The organism is Nocardioides sp. (genome assembly GCF_035576065.1).
Classification (GTDB): Bacteria; Actinomycetota; Actinomycetes; order Propionibacteriales; family Nocardioidaceae; genus Nocardioides.
This window is the reverse complement of sequence record NZ_DATLWX010000016.1, coordinates 1-22046: the sequence shown is the minus strand read 5'-3', so window position 1 is coordinate 22046 and position 22046 is coordinate 1. Positions and strand designations below refer to the sequence as shown.

Genomic DNA, 22046 nt, shown 5'->3' with positions numbered 1-22046 from the left:
TGCTGGAGGTCTGATGTCCCTGTCGACGCCGCCCGCGTCCTCCAGCTGCTGCTCGAGTGCTGCCTGTCGCCGCGAAGCCACCGTCTCGCGCTGAGTCGCGGCCCGACTGAGATCTCCCGTGCGCGCCGACTGGTGACTCGCGGCGAACCGCTCGCGAACGGTTTCGCTTGCCTCGTAGGCCGCCTTCTGCCGGGCGGAAATCGCGGAGGACAGATGGCGATAGATCAGCGGTTCGCTCCGGCACAGCCCGAGCTCGGTGCGGTAGGAATCCGCCGTGTGGCCATGAGCGCGAACGTGCGCACCAAGAGATCGGAACCAATGACCACACAGGTGGCAACACAGCCTGCCGGTCTCCTCCTCCCGCGTCAGCTCGCCCGGCGGTGCGTGCAGACCCGTTCCGTCCTGGAGGTGCCAGATGTGGGCGTGCGTCCCTGCACCGGCCTGATGGGAGCCTGCCGAGGGACGCGGCAAGCCCTGCTCGCGCGGATGATCGGCCGCCCCGGGCGTCATTGAAGCGCCGGTCGATGGCATCGCCATACTGCCCCCCACTATTGCCTGTCGCTTGCAACAGCCACGATATGGCATGACTGGTTGCGGAGGCGGAGACCGCGGGACCGACGAGCTCCTCGGCTCAACGGAGCCGGAGGCGGGCCGTGTGGCTCGACCGCCGCAGCGTCGTCAACGAGGGTGTGACCACGCGGACCGTGTAGACGCCTCGGCGCCCTGGCGCGACGGCCCATCGGGCACGCCCGTGGGCTGAGAGCTCCAGCCATCTCGTCCGGAGGGCCTTGCCTCCCCACAGGAGCGTCGCACGCACGCGGTCGGGGGACTGCCCGGCCGGATCCGTCGTCACCCGAACCCGGGCCACCGCTCGCTCGCCGTCGCCACTGAGCGCGAGACGGACCCTCGTCCGTGAGCCTGCCGGGACGACACGGAGCGCGACGGTCGTGGCCGACGACCCGTGGGTGGCGTTGCCGCCGTACAACACCTGCAGGACGTGAGGCCCGACGCCCAGGACAGCGGTGTCGACGCTGAGCCGCACTCGTCCGTCGACCAGCTGACCCGACGCCATCAGCGTGTCGCCGACGACGACGCGCACGGGTCCGGTCGGCTGGCTCCCGACCCCGACCACCCGCACGGAGACGGGCATCTTCGCCCCGTAGCGAGCGGTCGGCCTCTCGAGGGACGCCGCGACCGAGCTCGTCCTGAGCGCGGCGCCGGCCGCCGGGACCACCAGTGAATTGACTGCCTCGACATTGCCGGCACGGTCCACCGCGCGGTAGTCGACCGTGCTCGCCGCGTCGCCGACCCGCAGCGGGCCGACGTACGGCGCCCAGTGGCCCGCGCCCACCCGCGTCTCGATCCGGCCCAGCCCCGAGGTGGCATCGGCGGCTCGCACGCTCACCACCCGGTTCGTCGGGTCGTACGTCGCCCGGCTGACCGGGTCCGTGGCGTCGATGCGCACCTCGGCCGACGCGCTCACGCGGTTGCCTGTCGTGTCGAGCGCCCGGGCCGTGACGGAGTGCACCCCGTCGCCGGACACCAGCACGGAGGCACTGGCCCCCGAGGTCGTCGCCCACGGCGAGCCGTCGACCGACGTCTCGACCACGTCGATGCCGGAGGAGTCGGTGGCCACCGCGCCGATCCTGACCGGGTCGGTGACCCACCAGCCGGCCTCGCCGTCCGCCACACCCGTCAGCGTGAGGACGGGATCGTCGGAGTCGGTGACCGTGACGGTCGCGACCGGGCGGTCCGCTGAACCACGGACGATGGTGCCGCCCACGGTGAACGTCCCGGGTGCGGCGTACGACGCAGGATCAATGTCGTCCCAGCGCACGTCGACCTGCTCGGACGTGCCGTCACCGGGCCGTGCTGTCACCGTCTGCGGCAGCTGAGGCGCAACGCCCTCGCGTGTCGTCACGGCCACGTCGTCCACCGAGGAGACGAGGAGGTCCGGCTGGAAGGCCGCCCGCATGGTGTCGAGCTCGGCCTGCGTGACCGGGATGACCGTGCCGTGGCGTGGGCTGCTGGGCAGCGTGGCGGTCGGCACCGACTGCCAGTCGCCACTGGCGATGTCGTCGGTACGGAACGCGAGGTAGCCCCGGCCGCCGTGATAGCTCGGCTGGTCGATGAACATGTACCAGCGGTCTGCCACCTCGTTGTCGCGGAAGACGGTCGGGCCCTCGCCCTGGGTGAAGGTCCCGCCCCAAGGGTTGGGCTGGCCGGCGCCGACCTTCTCCTTGACGAGCTGCCATCCGGGCGTGGACGTGGTTGTAGGCAGCGAGCCCGTGACCGTCGCGCGCAGGTCGGTCGAGCGCTCCTGACGCACCGTGTAGGAGGCCTCGTCCTTGACCACGCGGTAGTAGGTGTCGCCGTCCTGGACCACGGTGGCGTCGATCATGCCGCGTCCGGTGCCGCGCTTGACGTCGATCCACGGCTTCGGCTCGCTGAACGTGACGAAGTCGCGGGTGGTGGCATACAGCATCCGTTGGTAGGACGTCGCGATGTCGCGACCGGCCTGGTCGGTTGTCGGGTAGAGCGCCGACGCCCAGTAGACGACGTACTCCCCCGCGGCCTCGTCGTAGAAGGCCTCGGGCGCCCAGGTGTTGCCGGCGAAGTCGGAGGAGACCTTGATGTGCCGCTGGTCCGACCAGTTCACCAGGTCGGTGGACTCCCAGACCTCGATGTACTTGCTGCCGGTCTCCTGCGCCTCGCCGAAGTCGACGGCCGGGTAGGCCTTGAGATCGGTGGCGATGAGATAGAAGCGGTCACCCTCCGCCGAGCGGATGATGAAGGGGTCGCGCAGCCCTCTCGTGCCGTACGCCGAGGACAGGACCGGCCTGCCGTCGTTGAGCACGTCGTAGTCGAGCGGGTCGTTGCCGTTGCTCGCGCCGAAGTAGATCTTCTCGGCGGCGTCGGTGCTCTCGCCGGCGAAGTAGGCGAATGCGTAGGCCTCGTAGTCGGCAGGCCCCGGCGTCGGCCGCACCCGGACCATCAAGGTCCGGGTCGCGGTCGCTCCTTCGGACGTGCCTGTGACCGTCAGGGGTACGTCGACGGACGCGCCGCCGTGGGCCGGTCGGGTGACCTCGCCAGTGTCCGTGACGACAGCCGGGTCGGCCGACGACCACTCGAACGTGGTGCCGTGCAGGCCGACCTCGGGCAGGGACAGGTTGCCCCGGACGTCGTCGGCATGGACCAGCGTGACGGCGTCGACGGCTTCTTGTGCCTCGCCAGCAGCCGCGGCGGCGTGCACCCCGACCGCGGCGGCCGGACCGGCGCCCGAGGACATCCCGGTCACCGACGCGGCCAGGGCGAGTGCGCCGATGGCCCAGGAGCGGACGACCCGCTGCGTGCGGCGGCTCATCGGCCGGGTCCGGTCACTCGCACGGAGGTGGTGCCCGACGAGACTTCGACGCTCGGTGACCCTGAGTACGTGGCTCTGAAGCGGTAGCGGCCAGGGGCCAGACCACGCAGGACGGCCTTGCCCTGCCCCTCGTCGAGCTCCACGATCCGCCGCGCGACCTTCTTGCCGAACCTGATGACCTCGACCGTCACGGTGCCGACGACCTCCACCGCGGAGGCGACCGCGATACGGGCCACGACCTTCCTGCCCACGCTGCGTGGCTTCACCGTGGTGCGGGTCTTCGACCTCGCCTTGGTGACGACCACGTTCACGGTGTCCTGGGACGCGCCTCGGGCGCTGTCTCCGCCGTACCTCACGCTCAGGTCGTGCGTGCCGAGGCCGAGCCGCGACGAGGGCACCGTCAGGCGAGCCCGCCCGTCGACGAGGGTCGCGGTGGCCAAGGTCCCGGACGCGCCGACCAACGTGACTGCTCCGGTGGGGGTGGCCCCCTGGCTGGTGACCGTGGCGTCCACCTGGACGGTTCGGCCCAGACGCACGGGCGACGTCACCACCACTGCCGCGGTCAGGGTCTGCGCCAACGACGCCCCGGCAGCCGGGACTTCCAGTCGGCCGGGCTCCTCGACAGTCCCGAGGCGGTCGACCGCACGGTGGTCGACGGCCGTCGCCGCCGTACCGACCTGGATCGGTTGGTCGTACGTCGTCCAGCCGCCACCACCCAGGCGATACTCCACCCGCTCGACGCCGGAGCCGGCGTCGGCCGCGGTCAGCGTGACCGTCCGGGACGCCGGGTCGAAGCCGCTGCGGCTGACCGGGGATGTCGCGTCGATGCCCACCACGAGTGGGCGGATCTCCCCGACGTTACCGGCGGCGTCGACCGCCCGCACCCGCACCGTGTGCATGCCGTTGCCGGTCACCGTCACCTGACCGGAATCGCCCGGCAGCTGCGTCCAGGCACCGTCGTCGACGGAGACCTCGAGGCGCTCGACCCGCCGGTCGTCCGAAGCCGTCACCCGCACGGTCGCGGGGTCGGCGTACCAGCCGTTGACGCCCTGACCGACCAGCGAGAGGTCGTCGACGACCGGCGCCACGGCGTCGGCGGTCCGCATCCGGATGAAGGTGACGGACGAGGCAGGGAACTCGTAGACGAAGGACTCCGAGATCCCCCCGACCTCGCGGGTCCTGGGCTTGATCGTGTTCGGCGCCGCCTTGGTGTTGGTGCTCGACGGCGACGGGGCGCTCAGCGTGGTGACGGTGGCGGTCGGCTCGACCCCGGCGTCGGAGACGTCGATGCGCGTGCGCGCTGGGCTGGTCGAGGTGTTGACGACCTTGGCCACGATGTCGCCGCTGCGCTCGTCGCGGGTCACGACCTGGAAGACCTTGGCCGGCGGTGCGGGCTGGTCGTACTCCATCTGGAGCACACCGTCGAGGTAGAGCTCGATGTGCCGACCTTCCACGACGACCTTGATCTTGTAGTTCCTCCCGGTCTCGAGGCTCTGGCCCTCGAGGGCCTTGACCTCGCCGGCGTTGCCGCCGGACGCCCGCTGGAGCACCGACCGGCTGTTGTTCCAGCCCCCGAGGTTCCACCAGTAGAAGTTGTTGGCACCCGTGGCGCCGAAGCCCACCAGGAAGCCCTCGTTGCCGGCCAGCTTCGTGGCGTCGAGCTCGAGGGTGTAGTTGCTCCAGTCCTTGGCGTAGGCGCCGGTCACGATGCTGCGCGCGTCGGTCACCGACGTGCTGGACTGCACGTATCGACCGCCGTTCGGCGCCCAGGAGCCGGCCTGCGGGGTCCACTGGGAGGCGTCGCCGAACTCGTCGGAGAAGAGCGTCTGGCCGGTCTCGTTCGAAGTGACCGTGACGTTGTCGTACGCCGCCGACGTGGCCCACGTCGAGAGGAAGACGCCGCCGGTGATGTCGTTGGCGCTCGTGTCGGCCGGGCCGTCGTACGTGCTCGGCACCACCTCGTCACCGACGTTGTTGCCGAAGAGCTTCTGCACCTCCCAGTTGGGGGTCTCCCACGACTCGTCGTTGTCGAACCAGATGGCGTCGGGGTTCCACTGGATGTGCGACTCGTTGGCCAGGAGCGGCGCGTACGACGCGAGCCGCACGACGTCGGCGTTGCGCTGGAGACCGGTCATGTAGGACGCCTCGGCGAGCGCGTTGTACATGGTGTTGCCGCGCGAGGCGTACTCGCCGAGGAAGACCTTGGGGTCGTCGCGGTCGTAGGAGTCGTAGCGGTAGTGGTTCTCGAGGAACCACTGGGGGTCGCGGTAGTAGTGCTCGTCGACCAGGTCGACGTCCTGTGCGCGGTTGAAGTCCCAGAGGGTGTCGAAGCGAGCGCCGGAGGAGTCGGGACCGGAGTTGGAGATGATCTGGATCTCGGGATACTTCGCCAACACCCCGTCGCGGAACGCCGGGAAGTTCTGCTCGAAGGTCGTGGTGTTCTCCTCGTTGCCGAGCCCGATCATCTCGAGCCCGAACGGCTCGGGGTGGCCGAGCGCGGCGCGCTTGGCACCCCACTCGGTGTCGGTCCCGCCGTTGGCGAACTCGATGAGGTCGACCGTGTCGTCGACCCAGCGGTCGATCAGCTCAGGGTCGTGCATCTCCGGGATTCCCGCGCCGCCACAGCCGTTGGCGCCGACGGAGACGACGGGCAGAGGCTCGGCGTCGAGGTCCTCGGCGAGCTCGAAGTACTCCAGGTAGCCGATGCCGTAGGTCTGGTTGTAGCCCCAGAAGTTCCAGTTGGTCGGACGCTCCTCGACCGGGCCGATGGTCTCCTTCCACTGGTAGGTCCGGCGGCGGTCGGCGTGCCCGCTCTCCTCGTAGGTCTTGAACGTGCCGACGTTGGTGACGCAACCGCCGGGGAACCGCAGGAACGTGGGGTCCATCGCGGCGATCTTCTCCGCGAGGTCCTTGCGCAGCACGGACTTGCCGTTGACCGGGCCGACCCAGCGGTCGGTCGGCATCAACGAGACCATGTCGAGGCCGATGACCGACGGGGCGCCGGCGAGGACCACGAGGCGCCCGGCATCGGTGGTGACGTCCGGGGACAGCGTGAAGGGGTACTTCTTCCACGTGTCGGAGCCGTCGAGCGCGACGGTCGCGGACGCCACCGTCGCGTCGCCGGCGGCGTTCTCCAGGCGGACGGTGAGCTGTTGCGCCATACCGCTGCGGGCCCACAGGTAGCCCTCGTGGGTGTCGCCTGCCTGCACGGCGAAACCGTTGTTGTAGCCGATGTTGCGGACCCCGTCGCCGGCCGCCGCCGCGACCAGCCGCAGGTGGTTGCGGTTCATCTCGTTGAGGCGCGTGGCGTCGTCGACCACGACGCCGGTCGTGCCGGCGCCGCTGCGGTTGAGGACCTCCCACGCGGTCAGGCCAGTGAAGGACTGGTTGTCCGAGCGGTTGAACTCGAAGGACCGGTTGCGCACCTGCTCGGCGTAGAGCCCGCCGTCCGCGGCGTAGTTGATGTCCTCGTAGAAGATGCCGAACATCGTGTCGCTGATCGAGGCGCCGGTGGCGTCGCCATCGATGCTCAGTGTCGACAACCCGTCCTCGACCTCCGACAGCAGGAACCGGACGGCGTTCGCCTCGGAGCCGGTCACCAGCGCGCCGTCGGTGCCGAGCGTGACGTACGACGTCGGTGTGGCCGCGTCGCGCAGGACGACCTTGCCGCCACCGGCGTCCGTCAGCCGCAGCGCGGTGGGCTCGTCGCCCGCTGAGCCCACGACGAGAGCACCGTCGCGGAGCAGGAGCGGACCCTCGTCCGTCGAGACGCCTACGGCGCCGTCGCCCAGGGCTGCGGCTCGCAGGCGCAGGCTCGCGGCGGGCTGCTGGGCACTGAGCCGTACGGCACCGTCCTGGGTGACGACGTACGGCGCCTCCCCGTCGGCCTGCAGCACGAACGTCCCCTCAGGGGTGACATCACCGCCGGGGGCGTGCTCAATGGTGAAGGAGTCGAAGGCGGCCTGCAGGACGGTGCCGTCCTGGGCGGCCAGGGCGTAGAGCCCGACCTGCCGCGTCTCGAAGGCGACCGGCGTGGTGGCGGCGGTCACCCACTCGGAGCCAGTCCAGTAGCTCGACGTGATCGTGTCACCTACGCGCTGCACGCGGATGCGCTCGGCGACCGAGGATGGACGACCGGCGAAGGACACGGCACGGAAGGCCCCACCGGTCTCCACGTCGGTCTCGATGGCGGTGCCTGACGGCGCGAGCCCGCCCACGAAGGTCAGGCCGGACCTGACGTAGTTGTCCATGTCCTGCCAGGCGATGACGCCGGCCCCCTGGTAGACCTTCGCGACACCCGCCGCGACGTCCGCGGTGGCGGTGAAGTCACCGGCCGGCACGTCGAGCATCACGACGTTCTTCGCGGTGTTGACAGTCTGGTAGGTGTCGCCGGGCTGACCCGCGATGCGCAGCGCACCGTCCGAGACCGCGAGGTGCGCCGGATCGGGATTGACGACGTCCCAGCGGGCGTCGAGCGACGTGCCCTCAAAGGTGTCGGTCCACGTGACGTCGCCATCGGCGACTGCGGCCGCAGGGCTCACGGCGTGGGTGACGGCGGCCAGTCCACTCGTGAGAACGGCGACCGCGACGATGGCTGCGGACGTTCGGCGAAGGATGTTCATGACGGTCCTCTGGGTCGGGTACGCCACCGAGATGTGACGCGCAACACATGCGAGTGTTAGCGCTAACATCACGTACGTCAAGGGGTCTGGAACCGTAATTCGCGAAATGGGACGCGCAACCACCGTTCCAGGTGTGAGCGCTCACACAGTCACGGGACGCTCTCGTCGAGGGATCCACTACGAGCGCAAGTAGGACGCTCCGTTCACGTCGATGATCGTGCCGGTTGAGAACCGTGCCTCCGGCGACGCGAGCCAGACCACCGCCGCCGCCACCTCCTCGGGATGTGCGACTCGGCCGAACGGCGACTGCGCCCGCACGGCGTCCCCACCCGGACCGTCGAGGACCTCGCGCGCCATCTCGGTCTCCACGAAGCCGGGTGCGACGGTGCTGACCGAGATGCCGTGCGGTGCCAGGGCCAACGCCATCGACTGTCCGAAGGCGTTCATCCCCGCCTTGGATGCACCGTAGGCGGGGCAGGTCGGCTCTCCGCGGAAGGCGCCCCGGCTGGACACGTTGACCACGGCCCCACCGCCCGCGGCGCGCAGGTGCGGGATCGCGCAGAAGGTGGCGTTGGCAGCGCCAGTCAGGTTGATGGCGATCGTCTGCGACCAGGCGGTCTGCCACTCGTCGTACGACGTGTTGAGCGGCGGGTGAGCCAGGAACACCCCCGCGTTGTTGACGAGCACGTCGAGTCGACCCAGCCGCTCGGCCGCAGAGTCGACGGCTGCCTTGATGTCCATGGCGTCCGTCAGGTCCGCCTGGACGGTGATGTGGCCCTCACCGGGCAGTGAAGCGCGAACCAGCTCCGCCTTCTCTGCGGACGTGCCGTAGTGGACGGCGATCCGGTCACCCCGCTCCGCGAACGCGCAGGCGATGGCGGCGCCGATGCCGCGGGACGCACCCGTGACGAGGACAGCTCGGGGAAGGCTCGGGGCGGTTGCAGAGGTCATGGCGCCATCCTGCCCCCGAGATCGAGGCATTGCGGTGCGGGCCGACGGCGAGGAGAGTTGCAGCCCGGCGGGACCTACGTGAAGGGCAGGTGTGGAGGTGGGTGGCACACCTGACGCCACGGGGGCCCTCGCCCGTGCGCATGAACACGCCTTGACGTGGTTGTCGAGCTTGGATGAGCGTGCCGTACCCCCGTCTGCGTCGGTCGCCGACGTGGTTTCGGCGCTTGGCGCTGAGCTGCCCTCGGGGCCGACCGATCCGGAGGCGGTCGTCGACCTGCTGGTGAAGGGGGTGGAGGGCGGGCTGACGGCGATGCCGTCGGGTCGATTCTTCGGCTTCGTGATCGGCGGTACGCATCCGGCCGGGATGGCGGCGGACTGGTTGACCTCGGCGTGGGACCAGAACGCCGGGCTACGCACCGTCACGCCTGCGGCGACCGCGGTCGAGGACCTTGCCGAGGCGTGGGTGCTGGATCTGCTCGGTCTGGACGCGAACAGCGCCGTCGGCTTCGTGACCGGTGGGACGATGGCCAACTTCACCTGCCTGGCCGCCGCCCGTGGTGCGGTCCTGGCTCGGGCGGGGTGGGACGTCGGGACTGACGGACTGGTCGGCTCGCCGGGGGTGCGGGTCCTGGTGGGGGCGGAGCGTCACGACTCGGTCGATCTCGTGCTGCGCTACCTCGGTCTGGGTGCGCCAGAGCTCGTTGCGGCCGATGAGCAGGGCCGGATCGACCCGGCGGCGCTTCGCAGGATGCTGGGGGACGGTGACGACCGGCCAGCAGTGGTGGTCCTCCAAGCGGGCAACGTCCACTCGGGGGCGTTCGACCCGTTCGAGGAGGCGATCACGGCTGCGCACGAGTACGGCGCATGGGTGCACGTGGACGGCGCGTTCGGGCTCTTCGCCGGTGCCAGCCCGGCGTACCGCCACCTTCTCGACGGCTACGAGGCCGCTGACTCCTGGTCGACCGATGCCCACAAGACGCTGAATGTGCCGTACGACTGCGGACTGGCGATCGTGCGCGATCCGGCCGTCCTGCGGGCGGCGATGTCGATGCACGGTGACTACCTGATCCACGACGCTGCCGGCGACCCGTTCGAGAAGGTTCCTGAGCTGTCTCGCCGCGCCCGCGCGTTCACCGTGTGGGCAGTGCTGCGGTCGCTGGGTCGCAGCGGGGTGGCCGAGCTGGTGGAAGGTCTGGCCGCTCATGCTCGGGCGTTCGCCGACGGGATCGCCGAGATCGAGGGTGCCGAGGTCCTCAACGACGTGGTCTTCACCCAGGTGTGCGCTGCCTTCGGCGACGACGCCCGCACACGCGAGGTGGTTCGTCGGATGTTGGAGGACGGCACCGCGTGGACCAGTGGCTCGGTCTGGCATGACCGGGCCGTGCTGCGCATCTCGGTGAGCAACTGGTCCACGACCGACGCCGACGTTGATCGCACGCTCGACGCACTTCGCGCCGCCGCCGGTTAGAGGCCCGGCTGCAGACGCCGAGGGGGACGATGGCACAACCTGGAGATGGTTGAGTGCGTCGTACCAGTGACATCCACCGACCTTGGAGATCTCTCATGCGCAGGACCACTCGCGCCCTCGTGACCACGGTGCTCCTGGGCCCCGCACTGGCGTTCACCTCCACCGGCGTGATCGCGGCGCCGTCCGACAGCGCGGGTCCGCGTTGCCAGGGCAAGAAGGCGACCATCGTGTCGAGCAAGTCGTTCATCACCGGCACGCCTCGTGCCGACGTGATCGTCGCAACCCGGCGCGGCAACGTGGTCGACGTCTCCGGCGAGGGCGGCGATGACCTCATCTGCCTGGTCGGCAGTGGCAGCAGCGCGGACGGCGGCCCCGGCAACGACGTGATCCGCGTGGTGGGCAAGCACAGCGACGCCGCCGTCGAGCTCGGACCGGGTCGCGACACGTTCATCGGCGGACCGAACACCGACTACGTCTTCTCGTTCAAGGCCTCGGACGCTGCCGGCAAGGACACCATCCGCACCGGCGGCGGCTACGACTCGGTCGAGTCGGGGTGGGCCGGCACTCGCAACCGTGACGTGATCCGGCTGGGCGGTGGCCCTGACCGCCTCGACGTGGTGGGCGAGAGCACCGGCGCAAGCTTCGACGGCGGGGGCGGGAAGGACGTGTTCGTCGGCCCCATCCCCAGGAGCGCCGACGTGGTGGAGATCGACAACGTCGCCCGCCAGCTCACCGTGGACGGGGTCGTCGCGGCTGTCTGGACGAGCTTCGAGGGCTTCGATGCGTACGCCGACGTGCGCGCCGAGTTCCTTGGCGGGCCGGCCGACGAGTCCGTCAGCCTCGGCGGAGGGACCTTCAGCGCCTCCATGGGCGAGGGTGACGACTACCTGTTCACCTCCTCGGTGAACGCCGGCCCGCTTGACGGCGGGCCCGGCACCGACGCGATCAGCGTCCGACTGTCGTCCGCTCCCGAGGACACCGTCACCGGAAGCCTGGTCACCGACCGCATCGAGTGGCAGACCTCCAGCCCGGGAGCCCTCGCGTTCACCGGCATGGAAGGCCTCCAGGTCTACGCCCTCGCACACACCACGTTGTACGGCGACGAGGGCCCGAACCGGATGTCGGTGACGTCCTGCGACGGCACTATCTACGGCGGCGCAGGCGACGACGTCCTCTTCAACGGCGGGCGCTTCGACTCCGATGACGACACGATCTGCGGGTGGGTCGGCATGTCGACTTTGTACGGCGAAGCCGGCAACGACACGCTCACGGGGTTCGCCGAGGCCGATGACATCCTCGATGGCGGCGAAGGCACGGACACGGCCAATGGTCGCGGAGGCAACGACTCCTGCGTCGCTGAGACTCGGGTGTCCTGCGAGTCCTGACTCGTTCGCCGATATGCCCGCAGTGCGAGCCACCATGATCACGTGGTTCGAGGCCTGAGCTCTACTGCCGGCCAGGCGTGTGGGCATGCCGTCCCGCGTCTCGCCGATTCGGCACAGCCCATGTTCTGCGTCCCCGCGATGGATGGGAAGGCTGCGACGCGCGGACGAGGCGCGGCGAGGCCCCTATTCGACCGCTGCCGTGTCGATGATCTTCTTGGTCACTGATGATTTGAGACGACGCTCCGCGAATATCGTCGATAAGGACCGCGCCCGGTCCCTGTTTTCTCTTTCTAGGGCATCACTACCTAGGTAACCCTCGTTGAGCCATCTGTTTAGTGTGTGATCGAAGAGGACTTGGTTGGAGGTTCGAACCAAGAAATCGCAAGCGGCCAAGCCGTCTTGGATGGACTTGATGTCGAGATTCAGGCCGTGTTGCCCGCGCCGATGGATGTCCACAGAAAGCGATTCATGCGCGCGGGTATCGAAACGTCCCGACCAATGCACCGCCGCGTGCCGAATTGCGCACACCGAGTCGAACGCAGCTATGGCTTTACCTAGCGTAGACGTGGTTTGTACTTGATATCTTGTGAAGCGCTTGATCTCCTTAGCGATCACGCCACGCGAACTAAATAGTTTGCCCTCCACGAGTCCGAATCCAGCCTTGCCCGTACCGAAGGTCTGGACGGCTGCAAACGAAATCGGTTCGTTTCCTACGTTGCGTGCCGTCCAAGGGCAAGTGTGTACCAAGTCGGCAAACAACGTGCGATAGTAGTTCTCAGTAGAACTCACCATGCTCGCCACGAGCATTTGGCCAACAGTCACATCGTGTTCGCCGCGCATTAAGGACGTCGATAGTTTGCTGATAAGCATCACGTCATACACCCATTGAGTCATTGCCGAATCATTTGAAGCATGCACTTCGGCAATACAATCCCGCAGTTCTATCTGGGATGCGACGCCCACATCATTCACCATGACACTATTCATAGATAAACTCTTCAGCAATGGCCTTGATCTGAAGTGCTCGCTTTGGCCCGATGTAATCTGCGGCGAGAAGTTTCATATTTTCTTCATCCGTCAAAATGTCCTGAACTGTGTTGATCTGCCCAGCAGCAATGACTCGATCCAGTTGCTTTTGACTAATTGGAAGCTTCTCAATACTGGCCGAGAGCAGTTCTTCGTAGATGGATGCTTCACTCAAAGGCGCGCCGCAGTGGGAACAGAAACGCGCCTCTGGGATCTCGCGGGGCGTCCCGCACCGCTGGCACGCCGCCATATTCAGTTTGCAGCGGCTCAGGAAGTCCTTGCCGAGCAGGCTGGACAGAGTGCGGCGGACACGTGCCGTAGACGAGTCTCGGCGAGTCAGTCCTTGGATGGCGAGTTCGACGGAGGGGTTCCGTCCCAACGCCAACGCACCTGCGCTCAGCAGAAGTGAATAATGAATGACCACTTGCCTAAAGGACTTGGGTCCCATGCTTAGCGTATTGGAACGGCGGACGACCCCGGCATATTCTAACAACCCCAGAATGCGGTCAATTTCCGAAGGCAATGGCTCCTGAAGCAGAACTGAGACCACTTTGGTTTGACCGGTCCGCTTCGCGTTGTAAGTGTTGATTGCTTCGACAGAGGCGCCAACTAGGTCGCTGCCCACAGCCACAAAGTTCTTATAGCGTGGCAGCTTCTCCTCCAGTGAGAGGAAGACCTTGATGGTAGCGGCCGCTGAATCCTCGACTGCCGAGTCACAAAGTTGCGTAGTGTTCTTGAGACTGCTCCCGTCATCTTCCTCAAGAAACTGTGAAACCATTCCTAAGAAGTTCCTGGGTAGTCCAAAACTCGCAAGTGCGAGATACTCCAGCGCCCCCCGTCGTGCTCGAAGCCGACTCATCGCTTCCGGATCAAGCCGCTTCTCGCAGGCGTCCCGCATCATCTCCAGGAAGTCGGGATCCGACGGGTCCAGCCACACGTCTGAAACCTGGACGTCATGACCGACCTGGAACCGGGGGGTGTACGTCGTAACACCGGGATAAACCGCAGCCTTGGCGCTGACCACCCGCGAGCGCAAACTGCCAAAGATCTCGAAAAACTCGCGCTGCTGCTCAGGCGAGAAGGCGTGCGCTGCGTCGTCCAACAGCAGCACAACGCGCCGTCGGCCGGAAAGCTCGCAGACCTCTTCGAGAAGGTCGAGCACCTCAGTAAGGGTGAAGTCGCTTGCGGGCGCTTGATCGGCTCGCCGTCGCTCCACCGCGCTCGCCACAGCGGTCGCTAACTCCAGTCGTTCTGTCTGGTGTTCCGAGATGCTTGTCTTCAGCACGCTGCGGGTTTCATCCAACCCCCGGAGAATCAGAGCCAGAACCCACTGTCGGAAGAAGGCAAGTGCGCTGGGGTCCCTGCGGAGTTCTGGCTCTAACGAGAGTGACTTCGCGTAGTTCACGTATATAGGTAGCGCTGAGCCTTCATCGATAAGCGCATAGCGCGCCAAGCGTAGATACGTGCTTTTTCCGCTGCCCCGGGGGCCGATCAGGAGTCGTTGCCCAGGGCTCTTCAACTTGCGAAGCAGCGTCTGCTCGCGTGCGGTGAGGATCGTGCATCGCTCAAGCTCTTGGCGGCTCATGTCCTCCGCGCGATAGCCGAGGTCGATCAGGTCGTCGGTCGATGCGTCCACGGACACCATCCTTCCACCTTGTGCCAGACTTTCATCGCTGATTGGCTCACGCACTGCTACGCACGTGTCCTTGGCTGCCGCTACCACGGTCCTCGCGATAGTGGACCTCCTGCCGCGCCCGTAGTGACATGAGCTTCCCGGCCGCGCTTGACTGGAGCAGGGGGACGTTGAGGAGTCGGGTCTCCTGCAACGGGTGACGGCCGCCGTGATTCGTGCGGCTTCACTTTGGACTTCCAGCAGCCGACAAGGGAGGACAAGGACAACGTGCGGCCCGACACGAAGCATCAGCGATGATCACGGCCCGAGGCCAACTCTGTAAAAACCTCCACGCCTCAGCGACAACCGCCATCGACACCTCCCTTTAGCACCTAGCGCATAGCGACCTTGCTTGCGACCGGCATGTCGTCGTGCCTCGACCGTAAGCAGGATTCGCACCGCTAGTCGGGGCAAGTCTCAGGCAGGAGGGCCAGCGCGTGGGCCCGTCGCGCGCCGTGCGAACTCCCAGGCCGACGCGACTCGGCCCTCCCGACTTTTGTATCGGGTCCGTCGCTGCCGCACGGTCGAACGATCTCCCTAGGGTCGGTTTGCATCGAGAGGAGATGGCTAAACCACCCTTCTGGATGCGGGCGCACCTTCTCCGATCACCAAGTGTCTTCATCCGTGATGCCAGCGGCGTCTCGGTTGCTGGTCGTTCCGGCTTTCGCATTGTGGCGGGCCAATTCCGAGAAGCCGATCGCCGTCGCTGACAGGTTGCGCGCAGACCTGAGGACCCAGTCCCAGGAATGGATCGCTATCCGTTCGCCTTCGCCCGACCGCGATCGTGAGGGCTGCCGCTCCATCGTTGGCTCGTCCCGCCCGATGATGACTAAGCTTGGTGCCCGATTGGTGAGGCCGTGGAGACCTAGTTCGCTGTGGGCGTATGCGACGTTTGTCGTGATCCACTCGCCCCAGTCCCGAATCTGTTTGATTGCGTGACGAGTCTGTCCCGACAAAGTGCCGTCACCATTGACGATTGAATGGCGCGCGGCTTCGATTTCGACCAGAAGCCACTGTGGACCGAGACTGTTGATCCCGAGCACGAGAAAGTCAGGGACATGCTCGGCTCCGAGGCGCTGCTTGGGAATCACGTATGTGCCCGACGCTCCGACCACTGTCGCTGCGAGCAACGAGGGATGTTGCGTCAACAGGGACTGGAACAGTTCCTCAAGCCGCTCGCCCGACTCAAGCAACTCCTCCAAAGCTCGCACGGCTTCCGGGGACGGCATATGGCTCAGGAGTTTGTACTCCTGCAACGCGTCCAAGCGATCCAGGTTCATGAGCTTGTACGACGCACCGTTACGGAGGGCCGCTTCGATTGTGGCGGCCTCCTCGGCCCATTCGCCCTGCCCCAAACGCGCGATGATCTTCAGATGGTTCGGCCACGCCTTCCTCGACGGATGGCCCCGCATGTACACCCGACCGCCATCCCCGATACTCGAGATGACGCGCCGTTCACCTGGCCATGCCTGGCTGGTCACAACATCCCCGATTCCCGGCTGGACGTCCCGCAGGCCACGAGCGGTCATTAGCATGTAGCGGGCGGCGAACCACGCCGATACTTCAACGGCGGAGTCGGTCATCAGCACCGCTGGTTTGGAGATCCCTAGGCCTTCCTCAAGCTCGACCAACGTGTCGGGGATCTCACTCTCCCGACCAAGACGTTCGAGGAGCACTCCAGCGAGGTGCTTCTTCAGCAATACAGCCGCCACTGACTCCGGCACATCGTCCGGAAGCACCAAACCGATAGCTTTCGCCGTCGCCTGCTGTGCTTCCGACGGCCTAGCGGCAGCTAGTTCGAGACTAAGAGCAACTTGCTCCCAGCGCGGGGTTTCAACCTGTTCCGACATGGAGAACACGGTAGGGGGTAGTCGGCGAAGCAGTGTTCTACTCGACGACTTGATTCTGACGAGTGAGGGTTGTGGGGCAAAGCCCAGCTCATCGATGGATAGGCGGGATCTCTTCGCAGGCAAGACGCGAACGCCTGTTGGACTACGTGCCAGCTGCGCCGCGTGCGCCATCTTCACCCCTCTGACGACCTTCTGGCAGCAGTCCGGTAGAGAGTCAGCAAGGCGGTCTTGTCGTCCTCGTGGAGCATGGCGTCGCTGATGAGCGCTCGCTCGACATCGTTGTCGACGAAGAATTCTGCCATCAGCGTTTCGACGTTGGCACCGAACAACTCGGCGAGGGCTTGGAGTTGTTCAGCGTTGGGCAGGCGACTGCCCCGCTCCCAGTGGGAGACCCGCGTCTGGTGGACGCCTACCTCGGCAGCCAGTTGCTGTTGCGTCAAAGCGCGCTCCCGTCTCCTGGTGAGAAGCCAAGCACCTAAGCGTCTATTCGTCATAGACGCATAATGCGCTTTCGTTCCGTCGCTGTCAACTGGTTGAGAGGTCGGGCTGGCTTGATGAACTACGCCCTTCGTGCTGCGCCTGGCGTCCTTGGCCCCGGCGGAAGACAGGATGCTCCTGTGGCCGGCTCCAAAGGAGCCGTTCGGGGGCGGGGCTGAGCAGAAGCTGTCGCAAGACGCGCGATCACACTCGCAGGCAGCACGACCTCGAGCGAGTCGACGGCGCCCGCGAGGTCGGGTCGATCCTCATCAGTGTCTAGATCCATACGCGCCGATGCCACCACTCCGCATGGGTGGGGCCGTTGAGTGACGGAACGGTCGCTTGTTCGAAGCGGTCATCCAGTGGCCTGACTGCCCGGGCCAGCCGGCGACCCTGCCTGCCACCACGTCGGATCACGGACTCAAGCCGATCCCTCGATTCGAGTCCGTCCTCCCCGTTGCAGCACGGACAATCGATGTAGATCGCCGGGGCACGGCGCTCTGCTCGTCGGACCAGATCCGACCAAGCCTGAAGGTTGAACTCAACACCGCTGGCGGTTCGCGGCCGGCGGGGCCGCTGGGCGTTCACCGAAGTGGGGCCACTCCATCAAGGCGAGGGCCGTGGTTCTCGAACTGTGAGGTCATGGGCGGCGCCGTGACGAGGCGCGGTCGGTGAGGTGGATGAGCTCCCAGAGCGTACCCCCGCCCCAGCCCAGGGGACATCGCAATTCAGCATGGCGCAGATGCCCGGCCATGTGGAAGCGCTTCATCCGACGTCTGAACTCGCGAGCACGGGCGGCGGCGCGCCGGTGAGCCTGACACCGGTGATGGTGCGCCTGGTGAGTGCAAACGCAGCCACGAGTACGGCGAGGGCGAAGCAGCCCAGCTCGACGCGTCCTGCGCCGAAGGCGACAACGAGTGGACCCACGGCGACCAGTCCGATCGGGGTGGCGACGAAGGAGAAGAACCCGTCGATCGCCATGATCCGCGACAGCATCGCTTCGGGCACCTTCTCCTGCACCAACAGGTTCCAGGAGAGGTCCAGCACACTGAGCGCGGCGCCGGCGATGACGAAGGCCGCGGAGAGAGCCCAGACGTTCACCTCGGTGCCGAGCACGAGCATGGGCACGCAGTAGACGACGAAGGCGACCATGATCACCTTCATCGGCGCGGTCACCTTCACCTTGGCGAGGAAGAACGCGGCGATGAACACTCCCAGGGCTTGCCCGGACGTGGCTATCCCCCAGCCCTCGCTGCCGATCGTGTCATCGGCGATCACCGGACCGAGGACGTTGATCGCGCCGCTGACCAGGGCGTTGAAGACCAGTGCTGCCAACGAAGCCGGGATCACCCAGCCCAGCTGACGCGCGAACGCCCAGCCTGCGACGAAGTCTCCGATGACGCTTGCCTTGGCTTGGCTGCGGTCACCCGCCGGCAGACGCACCAACAGGAGCAGCGCTGCAGCGAGCAGGTAGGTCGAAGCGTCGATCGCCAGCGCCCACCCCGCCCCGACCGTCGCGACCAGGATCCCGGAGATCGCTGGGCCGAGGATGCCGACGGCACTGGTGGCTTGACCGATGAGCAGGTACGCCGACTGACGCTCCTCGACCGGGAGCAGGATCGGAACCATCCCGAGGAACGCGGGATAGCTCACCGCGAACACGGTGCCGGCCACCGCCTGCAAGACGATCAGGTGCCAGATCTCCGCCGTCCCACTGAGGACGAGACCCGCCGTGAGCGCCTGAACAATGCCTTGGATGAGGTTGCACCCACGCAGCACCACGGCCCGTGGCAGCCGGTCGGCGATCGCTCCACCCAGGAGCATGAAGACCACCATCGGCACGCTCGACGCCGCCAGCACCCAGCCGAGAGCCGACGCGGAATCCTCGATGTCGAGGACGGCGAATGCCAGCGCCACACCTGACATCGACGAGCCGACGCGGTTCACGACCTCGCCGATGAAGAAGTAGCGAAAGGTCGGTGTCGCGAGCGGCGACAGTCGGCTGCTACTCACCGGGAGAGTGAAGCGGCAAACCCGCCGGTAGACAAGTTGGTTTGCTGCGAGCCAACCTCAGGTCGTCAAGAGTCCGACGCCCAGCGTCGTCAGACTGACGGCCAGCAGTGCGGCGCCTGCAAGCACGAGCACGATCAGTCGGTTGGGCTCGGTGCGCCCGCGTCCCATGGACGAGAAGAAGAACCCCGCGGGCATCAGGAGCGCCGATGCTGCTACACCGCTGCGTGCCAGCCACTCCCAGCCACCGGCAAGGTCGGTCGCGTCCACGAAGAGCTGGCACACCAGCGCCAGGACGAGCAGCACCCCGGCGTGGGCGTGACCGGCACGCGCGAACTTCTCCTGAAATGGGGTCACATCGGCTTGGCCGCGGACGATCTTGAGCAGGTAGAGGCCGCCGGTCTCGACCGTCACCAGAGCGAGGAAGAGGATGCCCGCCAGCTGGCGCGAGGCATCGGATACAAACGGTTCCATGAGGACTCCAAAGATTGGGATAGTCGTACTTTGGACGGCACGGGGCCGCCCGACCCGTGCCAATCGTCACGGGTTCCTCGTGCGCTTCCCGACCTTCACGGTCCTAGCCGGGGGCGGTCGGGGCCAGAAGAGTGTGGAGCAGTTTCACTACTGAGTCCGTGGGCGCGATCCGGCGCGATTGAGCTGCCAGGGCGCGCGCTTGGTCGAGGTTCCCCAGCCGGATCTCGGCGATGCCGAGGACGGCTCTGGCGCGTGCCTGCACGGTCGGCGATGCGCTCGATTCGACGTCGCCGAGTAGCGCGCGAGCCTCCGCGGGTCGCATCTGGATGATGCGGACCAGGGCCATGGCCGTGCGAGCCTGGAGCGAGCCTCGCTTCGCCGCGAGTGCGAGCTCGGCAAGCTCATCCATCAGGCGTACTTTCGTCGATTCGGGATCGGTCGCCTCGTCGGTCCTGAGCATGACCAGATAAGCCAGCGCCAACGACAGGCAGTATTGGCTGCTGACCTTCGCGCGGACGTCGGAAGGGAGGTCATCCCGCGCCGCGAAGGTTGCGACGGCGTCGTAGTCCTGCCAGCCGTCGTCCCAGCGGGGCCGGCGTCTGAACAACTCGGTGATGGCAGCAATGGCGACGTCGGGATGCTTGTTTCCGATTTCGGACAGCAGGTGCGCGCGTCGATGCTGCTCCGTCTTCGTCCCGCTGAGCAGAGTTGGCAATGGGTGTTGGGGGACGGGGCGGGACCGAACATAAACGTCTGCGCGCGCCGCGGTGGGCCGGACGATCCAGCGAAGAACGGTCCGGCCATCGCTCTCCTGATCTCGTGAGAGCCGCCTCGGGGTGAGGTTCGTGACCGCGTCGCAGAACCCGGCGACGGTGAACCCAACCGCCAGTGCCCGAAGTCCAGTCGGTGCGGATGGGTTGGCGATGACGGTGCTGGCCGTAGCGAGCGCAACAGTGACGACGGCGGCCGATCCGCCCAACGAGAACAGAATCATGCGAACAGGCAACCCTCGAAGAGCATCGGCAAGCTCGACCGTCACGTGCCCGCTGGTGCCCACCAGAGCCAGGTCAGGACGACCAAACCGAAGGTTCCAGACTCGCACGCTCACGACCGGAAGACGCACTGCGGCGGCCGCCAGGACATGACCGAGCTCATGAATCGGCGTGTGTAGGGCGGACCCAGCGACGAGCCCGATCAACGAGGCCGACACCCAGAATGCCTCCACGCCACTGGCTCGCCCCGATTCGGAGGCGGCTGGCAGCACTCCGGCCGCCCACACGAAGGTCACGACAGTCCCCGCGAGCGCAACAAGGACGTCGAAGGCCTTGATCGAACCTACGGACCCCCACCCTTCAGAAGCGGGCGAAGTCTGCGCGGCCGACATGGCCTCGCGACTTGTACGGCGCACCTGGACCTCCGTCGTCATGACCTGAACGCGCGCCATCGTGCCTTCCCAGTGCCCGCGACGACGCAACGCTCGACCAGAAATCGTAGGGCGCCAGCCTGGACCTGAGTCTTCTCCAGACTCAGGTCCAAAGAGACCCCGTGTCTACGCGCCGCCGACCTGCGTGGGGACGATCTGGTCGGTGGTGGTGCCGTCCCCGAGCTTCCCCTTGTAGTTGTTGCCCCAGCACCAGGCGGTGCCGTCGACCTTGACCCCGCAGGAGTGGGTGATCCCGGCATCAAAGCTGCTCCAGCTGCCAGCCCTCGACGTTGGGGTGGACCGGTCGGTCGTGCTGCCGTCCCCCAGGGTCCCGTCGCCGTTCGCGCCCCAGCACCAGGACGTGCCATCGCTCTGTATGCCGCAGGAGTGGTCGTGCCCGGCCGTGATGCTCGACCAGCTCCCGGACAGCTGAGTGGGGGTCGACGTGCTGGTGCTGGTGCCGTTTCCAAGTGCCCCTTGGCGGTTGTAGCCCCAGCACCACGCGGTGCTGTCCGTCTGGATCCCACACGCATGCAAGGGCCCGGCGGTGAGGCTGCTCCAGCTTCCTGGCAGTTGCGTGGGGGTCAACCGGCCGGTCGTGGTGCCGTCCCCGAGCATCCCGTCGCCGTTGAGGCCCCAGCACCAGCCCGTGCCGTCAGTCCTGATCCCGCAGGAATACTCGCGAGCGGCGGTGACACTGCTCCAGCTTCCTGGCAGCTGGGTGGGGGTCGACCGGTTGGTGGTGGTGCCGTCCCCGAGCTGGCCGAATTGGTTGGCGCCCCAGCACCAGCCGGTGCCATCTGTCTTGACGCCACACACGTGGTTGTAGGCAACCGTGAGGGTGCGCCAGCTCCCAAGAAGCTGAGTAGGACTCGGTCGGGTGGTGGTGGTGCCGTCCCCGAGCTCGCCGTAGTCGTTGGCGCCCCAGCACCAGCCGGTGCCATCGGTCTTGACCCCGCACGAGTGGAACAACGCGGCGTTGATGCTGCTCCAGCTGCCTGGCACCTGCGTGGGGGTCAGCCGGTCGGTGGTGGTGCCGTCGCCCAGGGTGCCTTGGCCGTTGCCGCCCCAGCACCAGCCAGTGCCGCTGGTCGTGACCCCGCACGAGTGGTACGACCCGGCACTGACACTGCTCCAGACGCCCGGGGTGGGTGTGGGGGTCGGGGTGGGAGTCGGCGTCGGTGTGGGCGTCGGGGTGGGGGTGGTCGTCGGCGTGGGCGTCGGGGAGGGCGTCGTTGGAGGCGGCGGCTCCTCGACCGAGCAGTCTGCCGGCCAGGTCTTGGGTGGGACCAGCTGGAACTCGCCCTGGGCTATGGGGATCACG

General features: G+C 66.9%; 13 protein-coding genes. 2 read left to right on the top strand and 11 right to left on the bottom strand.

Annotated features, from left to right (window positions below; all coding sequences use genetic code 11):
- Positions 1–631: 631 nt before the first annotated feature.
- The 3 genes from VNJ48_RS09355 to VNJ48_RS09345 all read right to left on the bottom strand — a co-directional run bounded on the left by VNJ48_RS09355 (position 632) and on the right by VNJ48_RS09345 (position 8937).
- Positions 632–3364, bottom strand: coding sequence for an OmpL47-type beta-barrel domain-containing protein (locus VNJ48_RS09355; RefSeq protein WP_325601388.1), 2733 nt, complete (start codon positions 3362–3364; stop codon positions 632–634).
- Positions 3361–7986, bottom strand: a complete 4626-nt coding sequence (locus VNJ48_RS09350; RefSeq protein ID WP_325601386.1) for an alpha-L-arabinofuranosidase C-terminal domain-containing protein — start codon at positions 7984–7986, stop codon at positions 3361–3363. The genes VNJ48_RS09355 and VNJ48_RS09350 overlap by 4 nt, the downstream gene beginning before the upstream one ends.
- Before the next feature lie 177 nt (positions 7987–8163).
- A complete protein-coding gene (locus VNJ48_RS09345; protein WP_325601384.1) occupies positions 8164–8937 on the bottom strand; it encodes an SDR family oxidoreductase in 774 nt (257 codons plus the stop codon).
- A 97-nt stretch (positions 8938–9034) separates the two neighbouring features.
- Here VNJ48_RS09345 and VNJ48_RS09340 point away from each other — a divergent pair, with 97 nt between their 5' ends.
- Positions 9035–10405, top strand: a complete 1371-nt coding sequence (locus VNJ48_RS09340; protein ID WP_325601382.1) for a pyridoxal phosphate-dependent decarboxylase family protein — start codon at positions 9035–9037, stop codon at positions 10403–10405.
- Between the two features lie 95 nt (positions 10406–10500).
- Positions 10501–11790 carry a calcium-binding protein gene (locus tag VNJ48_RS09335; protein ID WP_325601380.1) on the top strand — a complete coding sequence of 430 codons (1290 nt, stop codon included), beginning with the start codon at positions 10501–10503 and terminating at the stop codon, positions 11788–11790.
- Between the two features lie 183 nt (positions 11791–11973).
- On the opposite strand, the gene VNJ48_RS09330 is transcribed toward VNJ48_RS09335, so the two are convergent.
- The 8 genes from VNJ48_RS09330 to VNJ48_RS09295 all read right to left on the bottom strand — a co-directional run.
- The gene (locus VNJ48_RS09330; RefSeq protein WP_325601378.1) at positions 11974–12777 is read right to left on the bottom strand and encodes a hypothetical protein; all 804 of its coding nucleotides are present in this window, start codon (positions 12775–12777) and stop codon (positions 11974–11976) included.
- On the bottom strand, positions 12770–14452 hold the full coding sequence (locus VNJ48_RS09325; RefSeq protein ID WP_325601376.1) for a hypothetical protein: 1683 nt from the start codon (positions 14450–14452) through the stop codon (positions 12770–12772). The genes VNJ48_RS09330 and VNJ48_RS09325 overlap by 8 nt, the downstream gene beginning before the upstream one ends.
- A gap of 641 nt (positions 14453–15093) precedes the next feature.
- The gene (locus tag VNJ48_RS09320; RefSeq protein ID WP_325601374.1) at positions 15094–16338 is read right to left on the bottom strand and encodes a Shedu anti-phage system protein SduA domain-containing protein; all 1245 of its coding nucleotides are present in this window, start codon (positions 16336–16338) and stop codon (positions 15094–15096) included.
- Between the two features lie 173 nt (positions 16339–16511).
- Positions 16512–16832: a helix-turn-helix transcriptional regulator gene (locus tag VNJ48_RS09315; protein ID WP_325601372.1), complete on the bottom strand. Its 321-nt coding sequence runs from the start codon at positions 16830–16832 to the stop codon at positions 16512–16514.
- 748 nt (positions 16833–17580) lie between these two features.
- On the bottom strand, positions 17581–18828 hold the full coding sequence (locus VNJ48_RS09310; RefSeq protein WP_325601370.1) for an MFS transporter: 1248 nt from the start codon (positions 18826–18828) through the stop codon (positions 17581–17583).
- Positions 18829–18885: 57 nt separating this feature from the next.
- Positions 18886–19299: a hypothetical protein gene (locus VNJ48_RS09305; RefSeq protein WP_325601368.1), complete on the bottom strand. Its 414-nt coding sequence runs from the start codon at positions 19297–19299 to the stop codon at positions 18886–18888.
- A 103-nt stretch (positions 19300–19402) separates the two neighbouring features.
- Positions 19403–20743, bottom strand: a complete 1341-nt coding sequence (locus VNJ48_RS09300) for a hypothetical protein (protein ID WP_325601366.1) — start codon at positions 20741–20743, stop codon at positions 19403–19405.
- Positions 20744–20848: 105 nt separating this feature from the next.
- The coding region (locus VNJ48_RS09295; protein WP_414689931.1) for an RCC1 domain-containing protein at positions 20849–22046 on the bottom strand (1198 nt) is incomplete at its 5' end.